General features: G+C 41.2%; 22 protein-coding genes. 13 read left to right on the top strand and 9 right to left on the bottom strand.

The genetic code is table 11. The annotated features are described in order from the left end of the window. Positions 1 to 62 precede the first annotated feature (62 nt). Both HEQ19_29860 and HEQ19_29855 read left to right on the top strand, forming a co-directional pair. Positions 63 to 881 (top strand): biotin--[acetyl-CoA-carboxylase] ligase, encoded by an 819-nt coding sequence (locus HEQ19_29860; GenBank protein WYM03057.1) that lies wholly within the window; start codon positions 63 to 65, stop codon positions 879 to 881. Between the two features lie 164 nt (positions 882 to 1,045). Further along, positions 1,046 to 2,767, top strand: coding sequence for a peptidoglycan DD-metalloendopeptidase family protein (locus HEQ19_29855; protein WYM03056.1), 1,722 nt, complete (start codon positions 1,046 to 1,048; stop codon positions 2,765 to 2,767). 552 nt (positions 2,768 to 3,319) lie between these two features. Here the strand turns inward: HEQ19_29855 and HEQ19_29850 are convergent. Then, entirely contained in the window at positions 3,320 to 4,000 is a 681-nt protein-coding gene (locus HEQ19_29850) for a riboflavin synthase (GenBank protein WYM03055.1), read from the bottom strand. A gap of 338 nt (positions 4,001 to 4,338) precedes the next feature. Between HEQ19_29850 and HEQ19_29845 the strand changes: the two genes are divergently transcribed. Then, positions 4,339 to 4,836 (top strand): bifunctional nuclease family protein, encoded by a 498-nt coding sequence (locus HEQ19_29845; protein ID WYM03054.1) that lies wholly within the window; start codon positions 4,339 to 4,341, stop codon positions 4,834 to 4,836. Positions 4,837 to 4,921: 85 nt separating this feature from the next. Further along, complete coding sequence (locus tag HEQ19_29840) at positions 4,922 to 6,052, top strand: aldo/keto reductase (GenBank protein WYM03053.1); 1,131 nt, start codon at positions 4,922 to 4,924, stop codon at positions 6,050 to 6,052. A gap of 451 nt (positions 6,053 to 6,503) precedes the next feature. Here the strand turns inward: HEQ19_29840 and HEQ19_29835 are convergent, their stop codons facing one another. From HEQ19_29835 to HEQ19_29820, 4 genes are all read right to left on the bottom strand, one after another. Beyond that, positions 6,504 to 6,872, bottom strand: coding sequence for a hypothetical protein (locus HEQ19_29835; GenBank protein ID WYM03052.1), 369 nt, complete (start codon positions 6,870 to 6,872; stop codon positions 6,504 to 6,506). A gap of 50 nt (positions 6,873 to 6,922) precedes the next feature. Then, positions 6,923 to 7,624, bottom strand: a complete 702-nt coding sequence (locus tag HEQ19_29830; GenBank protein WYM03051.1) for a tetratricopeptide repeat protein — start codon at positions 7,622 to 7,624, stop codon at positions 6,923 to 6,925. A 125-nt stretch (positions 7,625 to 7,749) separates the two neighbouring features. Then, the gene (locus HEQ19_29825) at positions 7,750 to 8,643 is read right to left on the bottom strand and encodes a hypothetical protein (protein WYM03050.1); all 894 of its coding nucleotides are present in this window, start codon (positions 8,641 to 8,643) and stop codon (positions 7,750 to 7,752) included. Between the two features lie 43 nt (positions 8,644 to 8,686). Beyond that, positions 8,687 to 8,872, bottom strand: a complete 186-nt coding sequence (locus HEQ19_29820) for a hypothetical protein (protein ID WYM03049.1) — start codon at positions 8,870 to 8,872, stop codon at positions 8,687 to 8,689. Positions 8,873 to 9,194: 322 nt separating this feature from the next. Between HEQ19_29820 and HEQ19_29815 the strand changes: the two genes are divergently transcribed. The 4 genes from HEQ19_29815 to HEQ19_29800 all read left to right on the top strand — a co-directional run bounded on the left by HEQ19_29815 (position 9,195) and on the right by HEQ19_29800 (position 12,449). After that, on the top strand, positions 9,195 to 10,106 hold the full coding sequence (locus tag HEQ19_29815; GenBank protein ID WYM03048.1) for a hypothetical protein: 912 nt from the start codon (positions 9,195 to 9,197) through the stop codon (positions 10,104 to 10,106). Between the two features lie 214 nt (positions 10,107 to 10,320). Continuing rightward, positions 10,321 to 10,938 (top strand): Uma2 family endonuclease, encoded by a 618-nt coding sequence (locus HEQ19_29810; protein WYM03047.1) that lies wholly within the window; start codon positions 10,321 to 10,323, stop codon positions 10,936 to 10,938. A 117-nt stretch (positions 10,939 to 11,055) separates the two neighbouring features. Continuing rightward, the gene (locus tag HEQ19_29805) at positions 11,056 to 12,171 is read left to right on the top strand and encodes an AAA family ATPase (GenBank protein ID WYM03046.1); all 1,116 of its coding nucleotides are present in this window, start codon (positions 11,056 to 11,058) and stop codon (positions 12,169 to 12,171) included. Positions 12,172 to 12,173: 2 nt separating this feature from the next. After that, positions 12,174 to 12,449 (top strand): hypothetical protein, encoded by a 276-nt coding sequence (locus HEQ19_29800; protein ID WYL98143.1) that lies wholly within the window; start codon positions 12,174 to 12,176, stop codon positions 12,447 to 12,449. A 73-nt stretch (positions 12,450 to 12,522) separates the two neighbouring features. Here the strand turns inward: HEQ19_29800 and HEQ19_29795 are convergent, their stop codons facing one another. Beyond that, a complete protein-coding gene (locus HEQ19_29795) occupies positions 12,523 to 13,611 on the bottom strand; it encodes a hypothetical protein (protein WYM03045.1) in 1,089 nt (362 codons plus the stop codon). Positions 13,612 to 13,695: 84 nt separating this feature from the next. After that, positions 13,696 to 14,673 carry a hypothetical protein gene (locus HEQ19_29790; protein WYM03044.1) on the bottom strand — a complete coding sequence of 326 codons (978 nt, stop codon included), beginning with the start codon at positions 14,671 to 14,673 and terminating at the stop codon, positions 13,696 to 13,698. Between the two features lie 650 nt (positions 14,674 to 15,323). On the opposite strand from HEQ19_29790, the gene HEQ19_29785 reads away from it, so the two are divergent. From HEQ19_29785 to HEQ19_29765, 5 genes are all read left to right on the top strand, one after another. Then, entirely contained in the window at positions 15,324 to 16,076 is a 753-nt protein-coding gene (locus tag HEQ19_29785; protein WYM03043.1) for a response regulator transcription factor, read from the top strand. Between the two features lie 53 nt (positions 16,077 to 16,129). Continuing rightward, positions 16,130 to 17,455, top strand: coding sequence for an ATP-binding protein (locus tag HEQ19_29780; GenBank protein ID WYM03695.1), 1,326 nt, complete (start codon positions 16,130 to 16,132; stop codon positions 17,453 to 17,455). Between the two features lie 42 nt (positions 17,456 to 17,497). Next, positions 17,498 to 18,166, top strand: coding sequence for a phosphate signaling complex protein PhoU (gene phoU / locus HEQ19_29775; GenBank protein ID WYM03042.1), 669 nt, complete (start codon positions 17,498 to 17,500; stop codon positions 18,164 to 18,166). Between the two features lie 2,330 nt (positions 18,167 to 20,496). Next, positions 20,497 to 21,108 carry a Crp/Fnr family transcriptional regulator gene (locus HEQ19_29770; protein ID WYM03694.2) on the top strand — a complete coding sequence of 204 codons (612 nt, stop codon included), beginning with the start codon at positions 20,497 to 20,499 and terminating at the stop codon, positions 21,106 to 21,108. 483 nt (positions 21,109 to 21,591) lie between these two features. Continuing rightward, positions 21,592 to 23,241 carry an iron uptake porin gene (locus HEQ19_29765; GenBank protein ID WYM03693.1) on the top strand — a complete coding sequence of 550 codons (1,650 nt, stop codon included), beginning with the start codon at positions 21,592 to 21,594 and terminating at the stop codon, positions 23,239 to 23,241. A gap of 72 nt (positions 23,242 to 23,313) precedes the next feature. On the opposite strand, the gene HEQ19_29760 is transcribed toward HEQ19_29765, so the two are convergent. Both HEQ19_29760 and HEQ19_29755 read right to left on the bottom strand, forming a co-directional pair. After that, positions 23,314 to 23,643 carry a translation initiation factor gene (locus HEQ19_29760; protein WYM03041.1) on the bottom strand — a complete coding sequence of 110 codons (330 nt, stop codon included), beginning with the start codon at positions 23,641 to 23,643 and terminating at the stop codon, positions 23,314 to 23,316. Between the two features lie 47 nt (positions 23,644 to 23,690). Further along, a complete protein-coding gene (locus tag HEQ19_29755; GenBank protein WYM03040.1) occupies positions 23,691 to 24,185 on the bottom strand; it encodes a hypothetical protein in 495 nt (164 codons plus the stop codon). Between the last annotated feature and the right edge of the window lie 599 nt (positions 24,186 to 24,784).

Raw genomic sequence — 24,784 nt, 5'->3', positions numbered from 1 at the left:
AACAGAAAATCAAAATCAGCCAATTAATGCTAACTTGAACAACGGGATTTTAGGTTAACTGCGTGGGATTTGATCAGCAAAAATTAGCAGTAGCCCTGAACCCAGGGCGAGAGTATACATATTTACCATTTTCTCTACACATTTTTGACAGTGTAGCCTCTACTAGCCAAACCCTGTGGAGCTTGCTAGACCAAGGGGCAGAAACAGGAAGTGTAGTCATCGCTACTCAGCAGACTGCTGGGCGGGGACAATGGGGACGACAATGGATTTCGGCTACTGGCGGATTATATCTTTCTGTAGCAATTGCACCCAAACTAGAGGCTAACAACAGTTATCAGCTAACATTCGCCAGTGCTTGGGGAATTGCTGCCCAATTGCAAAAATGTGGCGTAAGTGTTGGAATTAAATGGCCGAATGATTTAGTCTTGAATGGTCGCAAGCTTGGCGGCATTTTGACGGAAACTAAAGTCCACAAAGGACAAATCACCCAAGCAGTAATTGGAGTTGGGATTAACTGGGCTAACCCAGTCCCCGAAACCGGAATCAATCTGGAATCTTGGCAAGCTTCCCAGGATACAAGACCGATTTCTTGCCTGGAAATGCTAACCTCCGCCGTTTTACTGGGGATAGAATCCGGTATTGAGTGCCTTTTTCAAACAGGAGTCAGCACACTCTTGTCCCGATATGCAAATTTACTGACGAACATGGGTGATACAGTAGAGGTCAATAATCTTTCAGGGACGATAGTTGGCGTCACTTCTGAAGGTAATTTACGAGTTAGTAGCAAACATTATGATGCAACAGCACTAAAAACACAAGAATTTTACGTAGAACCCGGTACAATCAGTTTGGGATATCGTCGATCTTCTGTTGAACTTTGAGGTTTATATAAGTAGGCATCATTCCCAGCTTACACCAGGAAGGATGAAAAAGGGACTGAGGACTGGAGACTGAGGACTGGAGACTTTGACTCAGCACTCAGGATTCAGCACTCAGCACTCACAACTTGTTTAACGTTTAATAATTACACAAAACTGAGAGAACAATGACGCAGCCGAATAACTCTGCCCATAATCCTTTGCCAAGAATGAAGACAAAACGCTTTGCGCGATCGCTCCCAGCACAGAGTATCTGTTGGTTGAGTAGCTTGAGCCTCCTCGGTAGTGGCTTCGTGGTTGCTCAAACGGAAACATCTATAGACAACATTGTTCCTACTATTGAAAATTCTCAGCCAACCCAGCCAGCAGTTATTACAAATCCAGTTAAAAAAGAGACTGCAGAACCGGAAGTAACTAGAATAGAACCAGAATTTATCGAACGGCGCGTCAGACTCAGAAAGAGACTACGCCCAGAAGCTGTAGCTGAATCAACAGAGCCGGTGAGACAGTCTAGACGCAAAACCCAGGATTCTGAGCTAATTAGGTCTATCAGACGCTCAAGACCCCAGGTAGAAGTAGAAACGGCTAGAGAGGAAAAACCCAAACCAGAAGTTTCCCAGCCTAGAGCCAGCCGCAGAGAGGAAAAAGCCGAACCAGAAGTAACCACATCTACTCCTGTTCGCGCTTTACCAGAAAAATTACCAGAAGTTGCCCAACCTGCAAACAACTCGAACACTGCGAACAGCGCCACGGAAGAAAAAACCAAGGATTACAATAACGCCTATATTGACCCTACAGATTACAATGCTGCTGCCACAGGTAGCTATCAAGCACCAAATTCTGTGGTAGTCACAGAACGCTCTAGTGGTTGTCGTACCATTTTAGGGGCTGGACAAGGTGTATCAACCGGTTTTTGTGCCAAAACACCCGAAACCCCCTCTCGCAATCAGCGTGTAGCTGATGGCGACAATAAACCAGCACCTAATTGGCTCAGAAGAAGTCAAAATGCTGATTTAGCAATCGTTCCACGAGTCCGACACCAAGCAAGTGGTGAAAACAACAGACACTGGCGTAATCCCCTACCTGTTGCTAGTAGTGACACCCCAACTAGTCAAAACAATAGACACTGGCGTAGACCCCTAGCGGCTGCTAGCAATAACACCAACCAGAGATGGCGTCCCAGTCGCGTTGCTTCTAGTGATGTCCCCAGCAGCGGATTTCGCTCGAATCGGTTTATCCCTCACCCCAGCGAATTCTCCCCCACGAGAATTAGTGCCACACCAATTCCGTCTATTGGTGGTACTTTACCCGCACCAATGGCTGATGGTAACGTCGCACCCCGCCCCAGCACAGTAGCTTACGACTTCCCACTGGCGTCAACATTGCCGCAAATCCCCTATAGTGGGACGGTGGCTTATGCTGGCAACGGAATGATGTTCCCCTTGTCAATCCCCGCACCAATTACTTCCTTATTCGGTTGGCGGATTCATCCCATCACAGGCGATCGCCGCTTCCACTCCGGTACAGATTTGGGTGCGCCGATGGGGACACCAGTTTTAGCCGCCGCTAAAGGTCAAGTAGAAATTGCTGATTGGGTAGGAGGCTATGGTTTAACTGTCATCATCAACCACACCGGAGCGCAACAAACTCTCTACGGTCACATGTCAGAACTGTTTGTGCAACCCGGTCAGTGGGTAAATCCAGGAACTGTCATCGGGCGAGTTGGTAGCACCGGTAATTCCACAGGACCACACCTGCACTTTGAAGTCCGCAACCTGACACAAAATGGATGGGTGGCTACTGACCCAGGTACCCAATTACAGGCGTCCATGAGTCAGTTGGTTCAAGTCTTACGCACCGCCCAAGTCCCCCAACAACCAGGTAGCTAAGATTGGGGATTGGGGCATGGGGCATGGGGCATGGGGCATGGGGCATGGGGCATGGTAATATTACTTCCTCATCCCCCTTATGCCCCTTATCCCCCTCATCCCCAATACCCAATACCCAATACCCAATCCCCAATCCCCATTCACAAAAACATCACGGGTCGTGTGGAAGCCACTTGGCTTTAGACAGTGGAGGAAACACGCCACGGGTGGTTAAAACCACCCGTGGAAAATGATATAATCAAATTGTGAGTAGGAATAACCATCTACGTGTTGAAGTGTTTTGTAAGGAGAGACCCCTAATTTACCTCGCAAGAGCACAAGTTGCGACTCTGGGTAAACAAGTAATGGGAAAACATGGAGCGTACCTAACTGGCGTTGTGATGGACTCGGAAAACAAAAAAAAGAAAATTTTGCGCAATTGCAATACCTGTGTTATTGGTAATTGTTTTGAGCGTCTAGGGGGATATTTGACTATCCCTTTTAAGCAAGTCTTAAAGAATCTGCGTGTCTTCTCACTCGGGGAGACGCCAAGGGCGAACAGACCGCAGAGTGTCAAAAATACCCGTGTTCTATTAAGAAAGTGGGTGTAATATCATCAGAATAGATGTCATCGCCATTTTTGTGGTTGCGGTTGCCAGGAGAGAGGAATTTTTCGACATATTTGCCGAGAATATCTCCTTCTAGATTTACCCAGTTACCAGAGACTAAATAGTTGAGATTTGTCTCGGCATAGGTGAGGGGAATTACCGCTACGGTAAACTGGCAGTTATCAGGCTGATATGCAGCCACTGTGAGACTTATGCCGTTGACGGCAATGCTACCTTTAGGGACAATGTACCGGGCGATCGCTTCAGATGCTGTAAAGGTCATTTCCCAAGAAGTAGCCGTTTGTTCTGCACTTAGCATTCGCCCAAGGCCGTCTACATGTCCCATGACAAAATGACCGCCTACTTTGCCACCCACCCGCAATGACGTTTCTAGGTTGACATATTTTTGTTGGTTTTCCTCTCTTGAGAGGGTGGTACGGCGCAGGGTTTCTGGTGATGCAGTGGCAATAAATCCGTCTTTTAAAATTTCTTCCACTGTGAGGCAAACGCCATCTACTGCAACACTATCGCCATAAGCCAGATCGTGCATAATTGCCTCTGGTGACTGACCTACACAAGTAATTTGCCAAGAATCTCCCCCTAGGGGTCTGATTGTTCCTAAGCCTTGGATTAGTCCTGTAAACACAGCTTTTTTGCCAAAGTAACTCTATTTATTATCTCATTTTGCCTAAAATCCACTCAGATGATCACAAGAATCTAACAAAATATGAGTATAATTCCCGATTGATTTTAGTATAAGGTTATCAACACATTTACATCCTTCACAAGGCATACTTGGGTAAGAAGGTTGTTGTCGAACTAGACCAATTTGACGTACTCTGGTGTTCACATCAAGTTCGGAGTTTAATAGAAGCAATTATAGAGAACAAATGCCTATGTTTATTCTTTTCCCCTACCTTACCGCCAAGAGTATTATTTGTTACTTCACACCCAATTGCCCACAGGATTATAGAGGCTTCGCCAATGATTGAAATGAGAGTCGCTGGCATAGCATTAGATGCCATAACCCGCAGTCCGATTGTACTTTTAAAAGATGCTTCAGATCGTCGCGCTTTGCCAATTTATATCGGTCAAGAACAGGCCAGGGCAATTGCGGGAGCATTGGAAAATCAGAAGCCGCCCAGACCCTTAACTCACGACCTGATTGTGAATATTCTGGAGACTTGGAACTTAACTCTGGAGAAAGTTGTGATTCATTCCTTGCAAAAAGATACATTTTATGCAGCTTTGATTGTCCAGCAGGGTGAAGTGAAAAAAGAAATTGACGCACGTCCTAGCGATGCGATCGCTGTGGCACTACGTACAAATACCCCTATTTGGGTAATGGAAGAAGTAATTGCTGATGCTTCGATCCCCGTTGATCGCGACGCTGATGAAGCAGAACAGGAAGCCTTCCGCGAATTTCTTTCTAATATCCGTCCCGAGGATTTAATCAAGCGCTTTGGTAATGGCGAAAGTTAGAAAAGTTATAAATTATGAGTTATGAGTTAGGAGTTATTTGTTTTAACTTATAACTCCTAACTATTGACTTTTAACTCTGTTGAAGATGCAATACCGACGTTTTGGGAAAACTAATTTACGCCTTTCTGTTTTTTCTTTGGGAACAATGCGTTACTTAGCCGATGCAAAAAATGCTTCCAAAACTATCGAAACAGCTTTGGCGCTAGGAATTAATCACATAGAAACTGCGCGAGGTTACGGTAAAAGTGAGGAGTATTTTGGTGAAGCGCTAAAAGCTGGTTTATCAGTACCTCGAACCAGGCTTCACATTACTACAAAAATCCCTCCCACGCAGGATGCTGACACCATGCGCCGCTACATTGATGAATCCCTGGTAAGATTAAAGCTAGATTATTTAGATTGCTTGGGAATTCATGGCTTGAACACGTGGGAACACCTCGACTGGGTACAAGCTCAAGGTGGTTGTATGCAAGCTGTGCAAGAAGCTGTTACTGATGGCCGGGTGCGACATGTAGGTTTTTCCACCCACGGCTCATTAGAACTAATTCAGGCGGCTATCAATACAGATTTATTTGAATTTGTCAATCTGCATTATTACTATTTTTTCCAACGCCATGCACCAGCGATTCAGCTAGCAGTCGAGAAAGATATGGGCGTTTTCATCATTTCTCCTGCTGATAAGGGAGGAAAGCTGTACACCCCACCCGAAACATTAAAAGAGTTGTGTGAGCCATTTTCACCTTTAGAGTTAAATTATCGATTTTTGCTGAGTGATAGCCGCATTACTACCTTAAGTGTTGGACCTGCAAAGCCAGATGAATTAATCGCACCTCTGCGGGTTGCTGATAGTGATGGTGAATTAACTTTAGAGGAGATTGCGGCTTTTCAACGTTTAGAAAATCAGCAAAAAATAGCGTTAAAAACTGATAAATGTAGCCAGTGTTATGCTTGTTTACCTTGTCCAGAAAACATCAATATTCCAGAGGTATTGCGGTTACGTAATCTGGCAATAGCTTATGATATGACTGATTATGGACAATATCGTTACGGCATGTTTGAAAATGCTGGTCATTGGTTTGGTGGTATGAAGGGTAATCGGTGTACAGAATGCGGCGAATGTTTACCCAGGTGTCCAGAGAAATTAGAAATTCCCGCTTTATTGCAAGATACCCATGAGAGATTGAATGGGAAAGCTGGGAGGAGATTGTGGGGGTAATTTGTAAGTAGTGATTTCCCAAAAATAAATTAGGACAACGGTGAGGGCTTCAAGCAGGTTTATCTATTCATATAGGAATCCGGCTTGATTTTTGACAGATACGTAGGGTGCGTGATCGCCGAGAGTACGGCACCATATCCTTGATGATGGTGCGTTACGGATTTCATCCTAACGCACCCTACGATACTAAACAGTGGACATTCAGGCGTTGCTTAATCAGTATAAGTACCCCGGATTTCTCACAAGACTATTAAGGTTTTTAGAAGGTCGGATTGATTTGTACGAGAAAAAAGAGAGAATCGAGAATAGCTCCAATAAGCATTCGCGTAGAAAATTCGCGAATTAGCTGTTTTAACTGTCACTTCCCTATCCGGTACATCTAAATCCTTCAAACTCTTGTGTCATAAATGTTTTGGCTTATCTTAGTGCAATTCACTCCAGAGATAATCTCCTAACTAAATTCTTTCTTGATATTATCAATAGCTTCATTTAAATTTTTGTTATGAATCCAACCTACATAGCCTCCAAATATCATTTTGTTGTTAGAATCTGCTAAAAATATGTGTTTTACTTGTGCTGGATTTATAAAAATTTTAACTACTGTACCATCTTTCAGTTGTAAAAAAGGTGTCGCTCTTTTGAAATCTCTACTATGAGCCATAGTCATACCAGGTACATTGACCAATATTTCAACAACTTGTTGTGTTGTTTGAGAAATACTAGAAGCAATTTCAGCTTCAGTATTCCATTCTACTAAATAATCAATTGCTTTTTGAGATAATCGGAAACCCTCTTCAAAAGCTCCTAATGGATTTAACATTTTATCTCCTTATTATATGAAGGTATTTAACAATTCCATCTTGCTCATCACTAAAATAGGTTCTTTGGTAGCCAAGTATCCTTGGCAGCAAAATTTAGTCCCTCACTCCTTAATTTATTCGCCTTATCATATTGACCTCTCAATTCGTAAAACATCACTAAATTATTTAAACTTTTCACCAAAGAATGATGATGTGGATCAAGTTCTTTTTGTTTTATTCGTAGAACTTCTTTATAGCACATCTCTGCTAAATCATAATGTTCCATTATAACCAAAATGTTTGCTAAATTACCAGCAACTATTGCAACTTCTAAACTGTCATTTCCTAACCAACTACTATTGATTATTAATGCTTCCCAATGCATTTGTGCTGCTCTTTTATAAATAGGCTCCATATTGAAAATATGTCCATATTTTGCTGCATTATTGGAGAAAAAGACCGCTGAATTATAATTTATTGTTGCTAAATTACTCAACGAGTTTGACACTAACAGTGGTTCACCAATCAATCTGGCTAATTCTAGTGCAGATTCTGCAATTGGTCTAGCCTGATCTTCATATCCAGATTGTTTCATAAATTCAACGACTTGCTCATTTAATTTTGTCCACAACTGTCTCCTTTCTTGCGTGCTGAAAAGTTTCCTAAGAGTCTTAACTAGCAAAGATTTAACTGAAAATGTTTTATTCCGAACAAAAGCCCCTTTTAGTAATGAAAGCAATAGTTTCTTTAGGTATTTTCTGATTTTAATCATTACTCAATACTCCTTGTAAAATAATTAATTATTTTAAGTTATCAATTTCTTTTTTTTGGCAATTTGGAGAGCAGGTTTAAAGTTTAAATGAGTATCTCTTCTGTTTAAAGAACTATATATTAATTTTATTTTTTCAAATTGAAAATTTTCAATATTAACCCTGGATATTTTTTTAATGTATTTATTACATCATCTATTGATTTATTTAATGATGTCTGCTCTCTAAATCCTATATCTGTCCGCTGGAATTCCTCTACGCTATTAATTTCTGCTTTTATTGGCGCACCATTACTATTAGCCCACTGGGTAGTATAAATCCAGGGTAGCGATGGAACTCTTCCTGAAAAATCTTCAACTACAGCTTTGGCGTAGTTGGCATATTTTATAATGCTATTAGGATGCCAAACAACTTGATCTGGTTGTTCCTCAGGGTAATTTTTTTCCAGTATGTTCATAGCTACTTTTGAGCCATACTTATGTAATAAAGCCAGTTTATACATTTTAAACAATTCCCATTTGCATAAAATTATGATATCTTCTTTGTCATTATTTATATTGTATTTACAATACAAACTCTTGAGTTTTTCATATCTGGCTTGAGCATAATGTTCATTGTCATAATTTAGCCAGTAAGTATTTCCTTGAGGATTACCAAAAATATCAATTAGATACGGAAAAATTGCTGTATTTGTAAACATTGCGACTTGATGACAACAATTATTGTAAACCAAATGATAGGGTTTTCCACCCATCCCTCTGTATGAAAATCGGCCAGTAATTGTGTTTGACGGATTATATTGATCGAGAATATAAGGATGAAAAATTTTATCTACATCTATTTCTATAATGTGATCTGCCGATCTTTTGTGAGATTTTTCATCTTCATACAGAGTGTTCCATTTGTTGAATGAATTATTAGCATAATTTATGCTAAAACTAAAGTATTGATTTCCTATAGAAATGGCTGCATGTCCTGGATCTAAAGATAATGGACGAGGAGTCCATATGTAAACTTTCATGACTAGATATAATATTCTTGTAAAGAGTATATTGATCAGTATGTTACCAATGACGCTCATAATTATGCCCACAGTTCTCGCAAGTATTATCCCTGCCTTCATAAGCTCGACAATTACAGCCGCTAACAGAACAAGCACCATAACCACATCGTGTTTTTTTCTGAGTTTTATTTTGGTTGAAAACTAATTTAGCAATCTTAGTTTCTAGTAATAAAGACTTAATCTTCATGGTGATATCTACCAGTTAAAAAATAGTGATTTTCAGCAGACTACTCAACACAATTTTTCTTAAGCGCAGCTTCCAACTCCGCCACCCTTTCTTCAACCTCAAGCATCTTGCAACTTAATGACATATTCTTAACACACCCCAGAACTATACTAATGTATTTTATATTACACTAAATTTTTCCTTTTGTGTGCTTAAAATTTTGTCATTTACTTACGTACTAGTCATAATTCAACGATAGAAACTCATCCTGGCTCAGGCAGATCACCTTAGCTCAGGAAAGTGAGCTACGATTGATATTGACAAAAAATCGGCTTAAGTATACATGGATTTGCGTAAGGCTTCTCAGGATAGCAAGCTCATAATTGAAGTAGCCGTAAGTAAAATTGCTGGGAGCAAGGGTTGGAAACTAGATAGCCCTAGATGGCTTGAGCAAGCTAGTAAGGCTATAGATCCAGACTGGGAAAAAGAACCTTATCCTCAAGGGATCTCAAAAGCAACCTGGAAACGGTTTAGATCTGCAAGGGAGTCCATTTCCGCTCATGCTTTTAATGCTTTCTGCCAGATTTTAGAACTCAACCCAGAGGAAATTGTCGTACCCACACCAAACCCTTACGGTTTAACTCGGCCAGCACAAGAAAGATTTGTATTTAATGATTATTCAGGTGACAGGATTATTGATGAATTATGGGCAGATCCTTTAGCCATTAAGCATGGGGGAACTACCGATAGTTATATAAAGGCAAGTGTTATATCTAATGAGCAAACATTTATAAAAATATCTTTTGTCAGACAAGGATGGGGAACTAATGTAACAATCCGTCCCATGAATGATGCACCAGTTAATGCATTAAATTTTCAACATCTTAAATTCAAAATAAGAACACCTAAAAATGAAGAAGTAGGTCTGAGAGTAAGGATAACTGATGCTAATCAAGTTTGTTGGGCATACGGAAGTGATGATTTAGTTTATGAGTCGAAAAACCTTTCAACTTCATCTAGTATTTGGTCAAAAGATATTTTAATATCTCTAGACTTAAGTAAATGGTTTCATTTTCGTTATGATGGCTGTCAAATTAACTTAGGACAAAGACCAAATTTATCTAAAATATATTTGATTGCCTTTGAAGTCGGTTTTGAGCCTAAAATTAATGAACCAAAATGCGGCTTAACATTATTTTCTGCAACCAGGAAGGAAGAAGGAGAAATTCATATCAGCCCAATCATCTTTGAATAGCCTTCTTGTTTCATTGTCGCTCTCTTGAAAAAATGCATCGCAGTATGTATAGCACTTCCCATTCAATGATGGTACTTAATTGTATCACGCGGTGTAGGGGCACGGCACTGCCGTGCCCCTACGGGTGTACCTCACGCTTGGCGAGAAACGCTATAGCATTTTCATTTAAAATAAAATAGCCCTAATTAATAGACATTGCGTCCATACAAAAACTATGCAAGTAACAGAACAGCGATACTACACCCCAGAGGAATATCTGGAACTAGAGGAGGCTGCTGACTACAAAAGCGAATATATTGACGGACAAATAATTCCTATGGCGCATGAGTCTGCTAATCACAATTTGATTGGTGGGAATTTTGCTACTGCGCTAAATTTTGCGTTTAAAAAACTCAACTATGAAGTCTTTCTTTTTCAGTTACGTTTATGGATACCCCAAAAGCGTACCTACACATATCCAGATGTGATGATTCTGGCAGATAAACCAGAATTTTTCAACAACCGTCAAGATATAATTCTGAATCCACAGGTCATTATTGAGGTTTTATCTAAATCAACTAAAGGCTATGACCGCGAAGATAAATTTGCAAATTACCGGACAATTCCCAGCTTTCAAGAATATTTATTAATTGACCAAAATCGGATTCATGTAGAGCAATTTTCTAAGACTGGTAAGAAGCAATGGACGCTGCAGGAGTATGACGAAGAAGATGAGAAAATCTCTTTAGTTACAGTTCCATTTGAAATGAATTTTTTGGATTTATATAACAAGGTGACGTTTGAGCCTGTGGAGTCAGAAGGCGAAGGTGCTGGTGTTGAGGAGTTGGGGTAAGGAGTGCGTAGGCGTAGCCCATCGGAGATATCGCCTTTTTTGCTAGAGTAAAAGGTATCAGCATTGCTTATACTAATACCAGTCATCACTTCTGTATTGTCTCCGGCTAGCAAAATTATGTTGAAGACGATAAAAATCAATAATTTCCGTAGTTTCCAATCTTTCGAGCTTCAACAGCTTGGTAGAGTAAATCTTTTAGTGGGTAAAAACAATACCGGTAAAACATCAATACTAGAAGCTATTCAACTTTTATGCTCACGAAATAATCTTGAGCCACTACGTCAGATGATGACTAACCGAAGTGAATATTTTTTTGATGAGCGGAAGAGAGATCAAGAGCTTGATGTTCGTCACCTTTTCTACGGCCATGAGATTGAATTAGGGAGCCAATTTTTAATCACAGGTGATGATGGCAGTAATCACGATGAACTTATTGTATCAATACAATTACGTAAAAATTCTTCAAAAGCACAACTTAACCTGTGGAATGAGTTTCCAGTTGATGAAGTACCAGATGCATTAAGAGAACGTGATTTTAGTGTAAAGTGGACTTCTGTAAGGGAAGAAGAGTCTTGGAAACTACCCCTATCTCCTAATGGAGGACTTCCTATAGATTATGTTCGGCGATTTCGTAGAGATGTTAAAAATCCAATAACAAAAACACAATTTGTCACATCATCTTCTCTAGAAACTGAGAAAATGATTGAGTTATTTGACCAGATAGTATTAACACCTGAAGAAAAACTTGTAGAGCAGGCACTTCATAGAATAGACTCGAAAATTCAACGAATTGCTCCAGTTAGTTCTCAAAAATTAAGGTATTCCTTAGATTCGCGGGGCGGTTTTTTTGTGCTGCTTTCTGATAGTAACCAGCGTGTACCAATTGGCAGTATGGGTGATGGTATTTGGCGGATATTAGGACTTGCACTAGCTACAGTTTGTGCTAAAGACGGATATTTATTTGTTGATGAGATTGATACCGGACTCCATTTTACAGCTATGTCTGATATGTGGAAACTGATTTGGGATACGGCAAAAAGGCTAAATGTGCAAGTTTTTGCCACTACCCACAATAGTGATTGTTGGACTAGTTTAGCCAGTATAGCCCAGCAGGAAGATGCCACTGAAGATGGTATTAGAATTCACAGAATTGAAAGAGGTAAAGACAAAAGTATAGTTTTTAACGAATCTCAAATTGTCATCGCTGCTGAAAGAGAAATTGAGGTGCGTTAGCAATGGTAAAAGGTTATATCCCCAAGAAGCTTTTGGTGGAAGGACAGGATGATAAGCGCGTAATACCAGAATTAATTGAAAAGAACGGAATTCGTTTTACAGCAGTTTTCAGGTATTTAGACCACACCCCGACATCTGTATTTCTTTCTTCCTTTGCGCCTTCTCTGCGAGACGCTCCGCGAATGCGCCTTCTCTGCGAGACGCTACGCGAATGCGTGAGATATAAAAATGTGGTTCATTTACCTGAAAATCGCTGTAACCTAACCGTATTGTCATAGCCCCCTCCTCGCTTGCGGGGAGGGGGTTGGGGGAGGGGTTCTTATACCTAATTCAACTGATAACTAACCCAGGTTATTTATTTTTTACCTGACTTTTTGCTTGTTCTAAAGCTATTTCCTTGATAGCCTGATATGAATTTACATTAGCAGTACCTTCAATCGCTTTCACAGCCAAATCTTGAACTTGTTTTAGCGCCGATTCAAGTTGTTTAGAAAGATTTTGAATTCGCGTTTCTTGATTGGTAATCGTCTGTTCTAGAGACTGTAATCTTTGTTCGTAGAAACGCTTTTGACCTTCCACTTCTTTACCATACAAATCAGATTTGATTTTAGCTTGATAGTGGGCGATACCTTTTCCTTCTTCTGTGGCTTTTTTGATAGCGGCTTCTTTATCTTTAGGAAATGTCTCTACTTTTGTTTTATATTCCTCAAATTGTTTTTCTCGTTCAGCAATTATTTTTTCTCTTTCACTCCACTGTTTTTCGGTTTCTTGCTGAAATTCTTCCAGTTGTTTATTTAAAGCTTTTTGTTGTTGTTCATATTCATCTCTTTGCAGTTTCCGCTGGAGTTCTAAATTATATTTATATTCAGCCTCATCCCGTTGTCTATTTTTATTAATATTTGCATCTCGTTCTTTGATTTCTCGATTCTTTTCTTCTTGCTCTTTCGCCCAAGTTTTCCTTTGCTCATCTATTTCTTGCAATAATATTTCCTGACGCTGGCTAAACTCTTCTTGATAAGCTTTAGAATTATCCTCATAGGATTTAATTAGCGTATCCAAAATATCCTCGGATATTTCTAAGTTATGTAATCGCGCTAATTGATCAACTTCATTTTCTACAGCTTCTCGGATTTGTTCTAACTTAGAAGCTTGTGTAGTTAACTGTTCCGACAATTCATTAGCAGCACTACCAAAGCCTAACTGAATTTTAGCCAAACTTTCTATGGTTGAATTCATCTTTTGCTGAATAGTAGATGGCTTATTCATAGTTGGTTTTAATTCTTCTTTAGGTTTATCTTGCGTTACAGTCGTTACAGATTGATTCTCTTTCAGCGCTTGGTTAAGTTGCGATTTTACTGCTGTTGCTTCTTTGGCTAACTCCTCATACGCCTGCAAAATTTCGGCTTTCGTACTTTTATCTGTTAGCTTTTTTGTTCCCATAATCACCCTCAATTTCAGAAATTAAAATTCAACTCTTCCCCAAGTCCAGATATCAACTCTTCACCCTTAACCCTTGACAAATAACTAATGACTACTATCAAATGCTCTCATAGCCAAATCTTGTGCTTGTTTCAACGCAGTTTGTAATTGAGCAGAAATTCCTTCTATCTGCTGATTTTGTTTATTAATAGTCTCTTCTAAAGACTGAATTCTTAATTCATAATTCTGTTTACCAGATTCCCATTCTTTTTCAAATAGGTCAGATTCCACTTTAGCCTTTTGACTGGTTTCTTTAATTGCTTCCTCTCTCGCTTTCTTAATTGCTTCTTCTAATTCAGTAGGAAACGCTGCTATTTTTTGTTGATATTCTGTAAATAACGGTTGACGTTCGGTTAAAATTTTCTCGCGTTCACCCCAGTCTTTATCTTTTTGTTGACTGGCTTCTGTGATATCTCTTTCTAAGTTACGCTTTTTGGCTTCGTAAGCATCCGTAGTTAATTTCCGCGTAGTTTCTAACTTATATTGATATTCTTCTGTTTCTAAGGTGCGTTGTTTAGCTAATAAATCGTTGTAAGCTTGTACTGCTTCTTCAAACTCCGCTTGCTCTTTTTGCCATTCTTTACGCCTGATTGTAATTTCTTTCTCCAATGCTTCGCGCTTGTCGGTAATATCTTGTTCTAGATTTTTTAACTTTTCTTGGTGTTCTTGAGTTAAGATATCCAAAATATCGGCGACAATTCTGATTTGCTGAAGCTCTTGTAGACGCTGAGTTTCTATTTCTATGGCTCGGTTAAGTTCATCTAACTTGGCATTTTCTTGAGCTAATTTTTCTGATAGCGCATTGACAATGCTCCCAAATTCCAATTGCAAATCAGCTAAACCTTTGACAATGCTATCCACAGTGTATGTAGAAGCAATAGCCAAAAGTTCTTGGTTTTTTGCTTTTTCTGCTTCCTCCTGTTTAGTTGCAATTTTAGATTCTAGTTTTTTTCTATCTGTAATTATTTGTTGAAATGCTTGCATTAGTTGTGGTTTACTGTCCTTGGTTGCAACTGTAGTCATATTTCAACTCCGTAAAAGACGCAAGAATTTATTGAGTAGGAAGCCATGCAAAAGCTGACCTATGCAGACATCACATTAGCCTTGAAATCAAGGTTATTAGCGCAGTGTAATTACTGAAACTTGAAAGCAGACAAACCTAGGTTGTGGACAGAATTTTCCACAGCAATACCCTCTAGTTTGCGAGGTCAGTTTTCCTTTGTCGGGCTTATTAGTATATTTGTACTAAATAAATATACTCAACTTCATCTGCTCTTGTCAACCTACTACAGGTCAGCACAAATAAACCCCTGTTCTCACCTATTTGAGGACGGTAGGGGCGCAAGGCCTTGCGCCCCATCATCCTTCGTCGCCAAAAACCTTGATTTTCCCCTACGGTGAGCAGTCCGACCTACCATTGACGACTCTGCATCCCACCAAAATATGTAACAAAATGTAAATCTACCTAAAACCGTCAATTCTTGTAAAGTAGCCTAAAAACTATTACCGTGTTGTGGACTCAGTGATTTATAATATTCTGGGTGCTGTTAAATATATTACATTTAACGAAAATCGACACCAGAGTAAAAGCGTGGATGCACTGAGACTAAATATTATATCTAGACTCAATCATCATCTTAGTATCAGCACTGAACCCAAAACCTATGATATCCATGTATACCAGTGAAGCTCCTAAGTATTCTGCCAGAGCGGATATCGGACAAACCAACCGCGTTCTAGTAGTAGAAGATGAAGAACTCATCCGAGAAATGCTAGTTGTAGCATTAGAGGAGGAAGGTTATGAGGTGATAACTAACTCTGATGGGCGCTCGGCTGTAGAATCACTCAAGAATGGTGAAGCCAACTCACTAGAAATGTCCTTTGACTTGGTGATTCTTGATTTGATGTTGCCACAAATCAATGGGCTTGATATTTGCCGTTTGCTGCGTCATCAAGGCAACCCAGTACCGATTTTGATGATTAGTGCTAAGGGTAGTGAAACTGACCGCGTACTGGGCTTAGAAGTGGGAGCTGATGACTATTTAACCAAACCTTTCAGTATGCGAGAATTAGTCGCTCGCTGTCGCGCTTTACTCCGTCGCCAACGTTTACTGACTTTACCTCAACTACCAGTATTAAAATATAAAGATGTCACATTGAATGCCCAAGAGTGTAGGGTGCTGGTGCGTGGTCAAGAGGTGAATCTGTCGCCGAAAGAATTCCGCCTTTTGGAACTGTTTATGAGTTATGCCCGTCGGGTATGGTCACGGGAGCAATTACTAGATCAGGTTTGGGGTCCCGATTTTGTTGGGGATAGTAAAACTGTAGACGTTCACATCCGCTGGCTACGAGAAAAATTAGAACAAGACCCTAGTCGTCCAGAATATATTGTGACTGTCAGAGGTTTTGGCTATCGATTTGGATAATTCGTGGCGATAGTTGTTAGTTTTTAGTAGTCATGAAGCAACTAACAACTATAATGCTCTTATTGGGATTTTGTCTGGGTTTAGCGGTAGGTATTGGGTTTTGGATTTGGCAACAAGTCCAACTCAACCGCTATTTAGGGCGAGTACTTAAACCTTTAAATTCCCACTCTTCCCAGGTCGCTTTACCCCTAATTCCGCGCTTGCGCCAAGAGATTATCATGGTAACGCGACATCGGCAAGATTTGCAGCAATCCCTGGAAACTTACGAAGAACTACTGGATTTTGCACCAGTGGGATATTTACAGGTAGACGAAGAAAATCAATTACTCTGGTGTAATCAACAGGCTAGAGAAATATTGCAACTGGAACGCTGGCAACCAGGACAGGTCCGCTTACTGCTAGAGTTGGTACGGTCTTATGAACTTGACCAGTTAATAGAACAAACTCGTGACCGACAAACACGACAAATCAAGGAGTGGGTGTTTCACCCCTCTTGTGATAATGCCGCTGCAATGTTAGAAGTTAAGTCTCTGGCTTTGCGGGCGTCCAGCTTGCCATTACCCAATGGACAAGTGGGAGTATTTCTCGAAAATCGCCAACCGCTGCTGGATATGAATCAAGCACGCGATCGCTCTTTTTCCGATTTGGCTCATGAACTCAGAACGCCCCTGACTTCAATTCGTCTGGTTGTGGAAACCTTGCAAAACCGCTTGGAACCACCGTTAGATCGTTGGGTCAACCGCCTAATGCAGGAAGTTGACCGACTGATTAATTTGGTGCAAAGTTGGTTGGAATTAACCCAAATGGAAACAAATCCAACCATGCAATTGCAATTAGAATCGGTGGAAGTGCGATCGCTAATTGCATCTGTATGGGAAACTTTGGAACCTTTGGCAGTGCGACAGCGTCTGACTATTAAATATTCTGGCGCAGAAACTCTCTGGATTAAGGCAGACCGCTCTCGGATTTACCAGGTGTTTCTCAATCTGTTGGATAACAGCATCAAATACAGCCCACCTTGTACAACCATTAACGTCGAAGCTAAAATAATATTAGCATCGGCAAAAGATGCTCCAAAGGGCAATCCTGCTTCCCAGCACCTGGAAATCAATATCATTGACTCCGGCGTTGGTTTTGAGCCAAGCGATTTACCCCATGTTTTTGAGCGCTTTTACCGAGGAGATAAAGCACGATATCGTTACCCAGTACAAGAGAATAATTCGACAACAGGAATTATTGGTAGTGGCTTGGGTTTGGCTATAGTCCGTCAAATTGTTCTCGCTCATGGTGGTGCAATCAAAGCAATGAATCATCCAGAAACTGGTGGTGCTTGGTTACAAATCCAACTCCCCGAAATTATGGCAAACACCCCAAGTTAAGACTATAGTTAAAACAATATCTTCACGTTTGAGACTACAAGTGTGAAAGCTGTCCTTTATAGTCCCAATCCTGACGGAATCGATGTGGCCCGTGCCATTATGCGCCTAGAGCGGGATGTCTTACGTATGGGAGCTTTGGTGGAACAATCATTTCGCCTGAGTCACCAAGCGTTATTTACCCGTAATTTAACTGCTGCTGCGGATATTCCTATATTAGATAAAAAAATTGATCGTTTTTATAGACAAATTGAGTCAGATTGTACTTCCATCATGACGCTGCAAGCACCCACGGCTCAAGATTTGCGCTGCTTGAGTGCTTTTATGCAGTTAGTGCGAGATTTAGAACGAATTGGGGATTATGCTAAGGATATAGCTGAAATTGCCGTGAAAATCTTTCCTTATCCACCTCACGCTTCTTTGCCAGAAATTGCCATCATGTCCCACCATGCTCAGGCCATGCTCGCAACTAGCTTAGTCGCTTTGGCTGATTTGGATGCTGTCGGTGGACGTGGGTTACAGCACTTAGATGACGCTGTGGACAACGCCTACGAACGCGTTTATCAGACTTTGGCTTTCCAACGGGATGTTAAAGGCGTAGTCGAGCCAATTGTCCTGCTAGCTTTAGCAATTCGTTGTTTGGAACGCATGGCAGATCATGCCACTAATATCGGTCAAAGGGTAGCATATATTGTCACCGGTCAACGCTCTTAGTACAGTGTTTGATAAATTCGTGGCGTTTTGGTTCGTAGTAGCGCTACTACAAACAAATCAATTCGCCTAAATCAGACTTTAGATAGATGCGTGGCTATGTCATTTAATATATCACGAACGAGAAAATTCTCACCTATTCGCTGCAAAGTATATTTCTACGCTTAGTTTTAAATCAGGGTATTATTCTTTAGTAAAAAGTATTACTTGATTAATGCCTGGTAATCTAGTAGTCTGTCAATTTTGTTTTGAGGGATTTTTGGTAGTGTGAGCGTCTCGCTCACGCGGGCAAGATGCCCGCACTACAGTCCATCATTTTTATCTTGACAGAGTACTAGGGAGATTAGATCAGGATCAGCAATTACTCCCTTCCCGCTGGAAGATTACCGAAATAATTTTTATCTCACGCAAAGGCGCAAAGGCGCAAAGAAGGAAAATTATAGGTAATCTTAGACCGAGAAGGGAGTAGTTGTGCTTGTTAAGTCACAGCCCTTATTTTTTCAAATCTATTTACAGCAATTTTCACGCAATAACCACAGATCTTCGTAGGGGCGCAAGGCCTTGCGCCCCAAAAGCGTGGTCTATTTACCTGAAAATGGCTGTAAGGCAAAGATTTTCTCCCGAAATATTAAATTCAAAATCCCCAATTAGCACATGATTGACATGTAGACTTTGTATACTTTGACTAAAGAATTTTCTCTATACAAAGTATACAATAATATTAATTGTTAAGTATAGTTGACAAAAGTGGCAATGTTGTTTCTAATACCGTATTATTAAAAATAAGTTAACTAACATACATTTCACTAAATGCTTACCTGTTCTTAAACTTCTAGGATTACAGTAACCAAAGACAACCTAAAAAGTGTTTTGTATCTAGCTCAGTGATAAGGTCAATGTAATCAAACAAACAGATGAGTAGGCACAAGTCGGTATCGCTGACTGTTTATGGAAAGTATTCCGGGTGCATAGGCACTGAATTGTGTGGCAGGGTGCAGTAGAAATGTTACAACTAGTGGGGTAACTTTTTTATCAGTCGTGAAGGCATTATTCTCGTTTCAACCCACCTCAGTGCTGACTTCCAAAGAAACAGTAGTACTCTGTCAAGATAAAAATGATGGACTGTAGTGCGGGCATCTTGCCCGCGTGGGCGAGACGCTCTCTGTCAAGATAAAAATGATGGACTGTAGTGCGGGCATCTTGCCCGCGTGAGCGAGACGCTCACACTACCAAAAATCCCTCAAAACAAAATTGACAGACTAGTAGGCTGAAAACCAGAACAGCAAAATGAACAATCGACCATCTACACGGTAGTAGACCCCTTGACAATTGCAAAAGATTGTCGATATAGTCTATACAAATTAATTGCCACTTGTAGTGATTTTCACCTTAATTACAATCGCGCAACTTACCTAGATCGTCCAGAAGACATATAACTTGCCTTGAATAACGATCTGTAAATTGCCTTTACATCAGCCTCATTTACACTTAAAGGTGTCTATGTTATCATGGTAGTAAATTCGCTGAGGGGTTAAACCCCCTACAACGACTTCCCGGTGATGTATTTGACAAAATATGTCAACATTCATCAGGCGGCTAATTGCCCCGGACAAGGCTAATCCGAGAATATGAGGTAACAAGATCTATGATAAATTTTGCCTACTTAGATAAAGTAATACACTTATATTTATTACTATTTAGGCAAAAAAATGTATGGATGACGACAGACTTTTCACCTATAAAGGACAAGAATACTGTAAAAAGTCGCACCAATAAATAGGACAAATTACTGAGGCTATCGACTACCAATGCTGCCTACAAACCTGCAGTGATTGGGCTTAACAAATATTGTAACTTGGGTGCTAATTTCTCCTCTCGATAAGTAAAATACCAGCCAAATCCAACCATAGAGAAAATCTGATACATGGCTCGTAAAAATCATGATGGAGCTATATATCGAAATTTGCGGACAATAACGGCTATAGTATTGACATGCTCGAATTTTCTCTTAGGGCTAATTTTTCCTTTACTCTTGCACTTTTATCCAGATAACCAAACGAAAACGCTCATCTCGTGCATCTGCGTTTAAACCACGAGATAAAATATCCTGACGCCTTCACCTCGGAAGCGCCAAATAGTCAACTTACTTAAAAACTATCAGCGGCAACTTTGTTCTAGCATCTATCTTTTGGGTTAATTTGTGCAGCTTAAAAGCGCCACTATTACATAATCCTGAGCAATTCGGGTAAGAGATGGCACCTCAAACACGAATTGCCGGGAGCATTTGACCACTTTTAAATCAAGCAAACATTTCTACTCTAACAAACCCTCCCATGATGTATTCCACAAGTCGTACCCCCAATTCTTCTGCTGGCTCAAACAATTCCGCTGTAAGTGGACAGTTACCCCAACGGCTATTTACCCGCAGAGAAGTCATTCCACCACGCAATGACGTTCTGTGGCGGATTGAGCGCGGAGCAGTGCGTACCTTAACCTGGAGTGAAGACGGAACATTCATCACCCTGGGCTATTGGGGAGCAGGAGATATTATTGGTTATCCCTTGTCCAGAGTCAAGCCTTACCAAATTGAATGCTTAACAAGCGTAGAAGTGAGCATCGTACCACCTCATCTTTGGCATCAGGATATCAACGGCTTGTTATCCCACATTCAACAAGCAGAGGAGCTTTTAAGTATAGTACATCGGAAACCAATTTCGCTACGTTTATGGCAATTTTTGGTGTGGTTAAGTGAAAAATTTGGTCGTGACGTAGAACAAGGTCAACTAATTGACCTGAACGTTACCCATCAGGAAATGGCAGAAGTGTTAAATACAACTAGAGTAACCGTAACACGACTGCTACAGCAATTTGAAGAGGAAGGAACACTCATCCGCCTCAAGCGGCGGATTATTCTATGTTCACCAAATAAATTCACCAAAAAATAGTTGACAAAAGAGGTGGTTAATTAGTAAAAACCACCTCTTCTTTTAGCTTTCCCGACAGAAGCCCCACGCTCACTCGAATGAGCGTGGGATGAATGGCGCGTGAGTGACGAATTGACCAACGAGCGAAATTGAGCATAGCGAAATCAGCAATGTTGGTCGGTGAGGAATGAACACTTTCTTGTTTTTTTTTCAAAATATTTGATATAATTTTAACCAGTAGGTGTAATCCAATTAAATGCTGAAAAGCAGCCTATTAAAATAAAAGCTAATTGTTTGGCTTAACCAAAGAACCGTGGTTAGCACAGTCTTAAAGCTCAGTCAATGTCTTCATGGAAGAGTCGCTGAGAAGCCCACACTCACCTGAAAGGGAGTGTGTGGAGTACGTCACTATGATGAGTCAAGAGGTCATGAGTAAAATTTCCCAGTTTCAAAAAAAATCGGGAAATTTTATAATTGAGAATAGGTGTGAGTGAGAGTAAAATGATGACAAAAGCATTCTGGAATCTTGTAAAGGTCAGTCCACTTGTTGTAGCTGCGACATTTGTAGCTGCTAACAGCGCTTTGGCTGGTGAAGTTAACGAAAAAACAACAACTGTTGCCCAACTGTCTCAAGAGTCTAACAGCATGGCTCAAATTACATCCGTTTCCCAGTTTTCGGATGTACAGCCTACAGATTGGGCATTCCAAGCTTTGCAATCCTTAGTTGAGCGCTATGGCTGTATTGCAGGTTATCCCAACGCCACTTTCCGTGGGAATCGTGCCTTAACCCGTTATGAATTTGCCGCCGGTTTGAATGCGTGTTTAGATCGGGTTAATGAACTAATTGCCACAGCTAGCGCTGATTTGGTTAACAAACAAGACCTAACCACTTTACAGCGTTTACAAGAAGAATTTGCTGCGGAGTTGGGAACCCTGCGCGGTCAAGTTGATGCTCTAGAAGCCCGCACCGCCCAACTGGAAGCGAATCAGTTCTCCACTACAACCAAGTTGTCTGGGGAAGCAATTTTTAGCGTATCTCAGGCTTTTGGCGATAAACAAGCGGTTCGTTCTGGTACTCCAACTAATAACTTGGATTCTAACCTCACTTTCTCTAACCGCGTTCGTTTGAGCTTCAACACCAGCTTCACTGGTAAAGACCAGTTGCAAACTCGTTTGCAAGCTCGGAATATCGTCAGCAACAATGGTACAACTGGTACTAACATGACCCGTTTGGGTTATGACGGTGGTAGTAGTAACAGCGTTGAAGTTGACAAACTCAACTACGCTTTCAACCTGAGCGACTCAATACGTGTCAAGATTGACGCCACTGGTGCTGAGTTGAATGAGAACGTTAACGTTTTCAACCCTGACTTTAGAAGCAGCGGTTCAGGCGCTCTCTCCCGCTACGGACGCTTTAGCCCCATTTATCGCCAAGCAGGTGACGGTGCCGGTATAACCGTTAACTTTACTCCTCAAGGGCCGTTGACATTTAGCGCTGCTTATATGGCTCCCGCAACAAACAACGGTGCTAATGGTGCTAATAATCCTGCAATTGATAATGGCCTTTTCAACGGTGATAGCACCATCTTCGGTCAGGTAGCTTTCAAACCAAACCAAGCTTTAAGCGTTGCTTTTAGCTATGCACGCACTTATCTAATTGACCCAAGTAGAAGTGGTTCTGGCTTGTTTAAAAGCACAGGTAGTAGCTTTGCCAATAATCCCTTTATAACAGGTGGTGTTTCTCCTACAACTGAAGCCAACAACTACGGTCTGGAAGCTAGCTTCCAAGCTAGTGAGAAGTTGACTGTTAGCGGTTGGGCTGGATACACGACTGCTAATGCTTTGAACGGTACCAATAAGGGTAAGGATGCAGATATTTGGTACTGGGCTGCTTCCGTTGGTTTGAAAGATTTTGGTAGAGAAGGTAACGTGTTGGGCTTGGTATTCGGTCAACCACCCAAAGTTACTGGTGGTAGCATAGATAAAGCAGGTAGAGATGGTAGCACTTCTTATCACCTAGAAGGTCTGTATAAGGTGAAGTTATCCGACAATATCCTGGTTACTCCTGGTGTGTTGGTAATCTTCAATCCTGAGAACAACGATAAGAACGACACAGTTTACGTTGGTACTTTGCGTACAACCTTTACTTTCTAACACTGAGTAGACTGTAATTGGTCGCGACCCCAGCCCTAACCCCTCCTCGCTTGCGAGGAGGGGAACTGGAAGTTAACGGCGGTAATCTTGATCTGCGGGGTCGCCGTAGGGGTCTTCGCTCGCTGGGCGGACGTTACGGAAATTTTGATCTGCGGGGTCGCCGTAGGGGTCTTCGCTGGCTGGACGAACATCGCCGTAGGAAGCTGGATCTGCGGGGTCGCCGTAGGGGTCTTCGCTGGCTGGGCGAACATCGCCGTAGGAAGCTGGATCTGCGGGGTCGCCGTAGGGGTCTTCGCTGGCTGGACGTACTTGGCGATCGCGATATTCGGGTTCTCGCTGATCTTGAGTGTCATTTGAGCCTAAGAGAAAATCCTTCGCCTTTTGCAAAAAGTCATTTACCATGATATAATTGGCTGTGATTTAATTTGGTGTGTCCGACCTGTGCTGATCTAAAAAGCTGGTGCTGAGGTGGAAGTTATCCCACTTAGATCCCGACCTGTAGAACGCCCGTTATAGCCTTGGAAGTCTCGGTACTTTTGCGCTTCAGATTCAGGTACTCGGATTCCTTCTGATGGTGGCGTTACCCAGTGGGCGCGATGTTCGGCATCGCGGTAATATACACGTCCGTTCTTGGAAAGGTAGTACTTACCTTGAACACCTTCTTGTTGAGCATTTTTATGCTGATTGTAGAGGTAGTAAAGTCCCGCGGCGCCTGCCAAAATTGCTACTTTCTGTCCTGTACTCAATCCCTTGTTAGCTTGGGGTTGATTTTCTAAATTACGTTCACTGACTGTTCTGCCAACGGTGTCATCAACAGGTGGCGGTGTCGAAGCAGTTCGGGAACCACCGCCACAGCTTGTCAACAATGGCACTGTTAGCAATGTCGAAAGCACCACTGCTAGCAAACGCGAAAGGATTTTACGCTCTCCGTATATTATGTTCATTGTATTTTGTTATGTCCTACATTTGTTAAAAGCTCAAGCTGCCTCTTGTTCAAAAGCACTACAGCCGTTAATTAACCCTTCAAGTCATAGTGTCATAGTGAGCCAATTTCTCAGGTATTCCATCTAGCCTTTGAGAGAAACGGCTTTCATCCGCTGGAAATATATATAGCAATACAGTTCAGTTAAGGAAAATTGTCGTAGGGGCACGGCACGAATAAAATTGTCATTAGAAGAAAAAATTTTGGATGCCGTGCCCCTACAGTGTATATCATTCGAGCCTAACTGAACTGTATTGATATATATAGGACTTACGCATGAGTAACGAAAAATCAAGGGTTTGGGTTGGGCATAGATCTCCACGAATAGCCTAGTGCGTAAGTCCTGCCCTACTTGACGATGATTATTCGCTTGAAAATTGTATCATGGATAACACACATTTAGGGTATAAGCGAGTTACAGTGATTTTATATACCTATTTTTTAATAAGTAGCAAGGAGGGAATAAACAAAAAATCTGTCAGCCAAGGTAAATTTAGTTCAAGCCTTTACCAATGAAGCCACTTGCTTTGAGCCGCCTAACCCTATTCGAGCAGGGCTGCA

The sequence above is a fragment of the Gloeotrichia echinulata CP02 genome, assembly GCA_038087035.1.
Classification (GTDB): Bacteria; Cyanobacteriota; Cyanobacteriia; order Cyanobacteriales; family Nostocaceae; genus Gloeotrichia; species Gloeotrichia echinulata.
The sequence above is the reverse complement of the archived record's forward strand: the minus strand, read 5'-3'. Positions and strand labels throughout refer to the sequence as shown.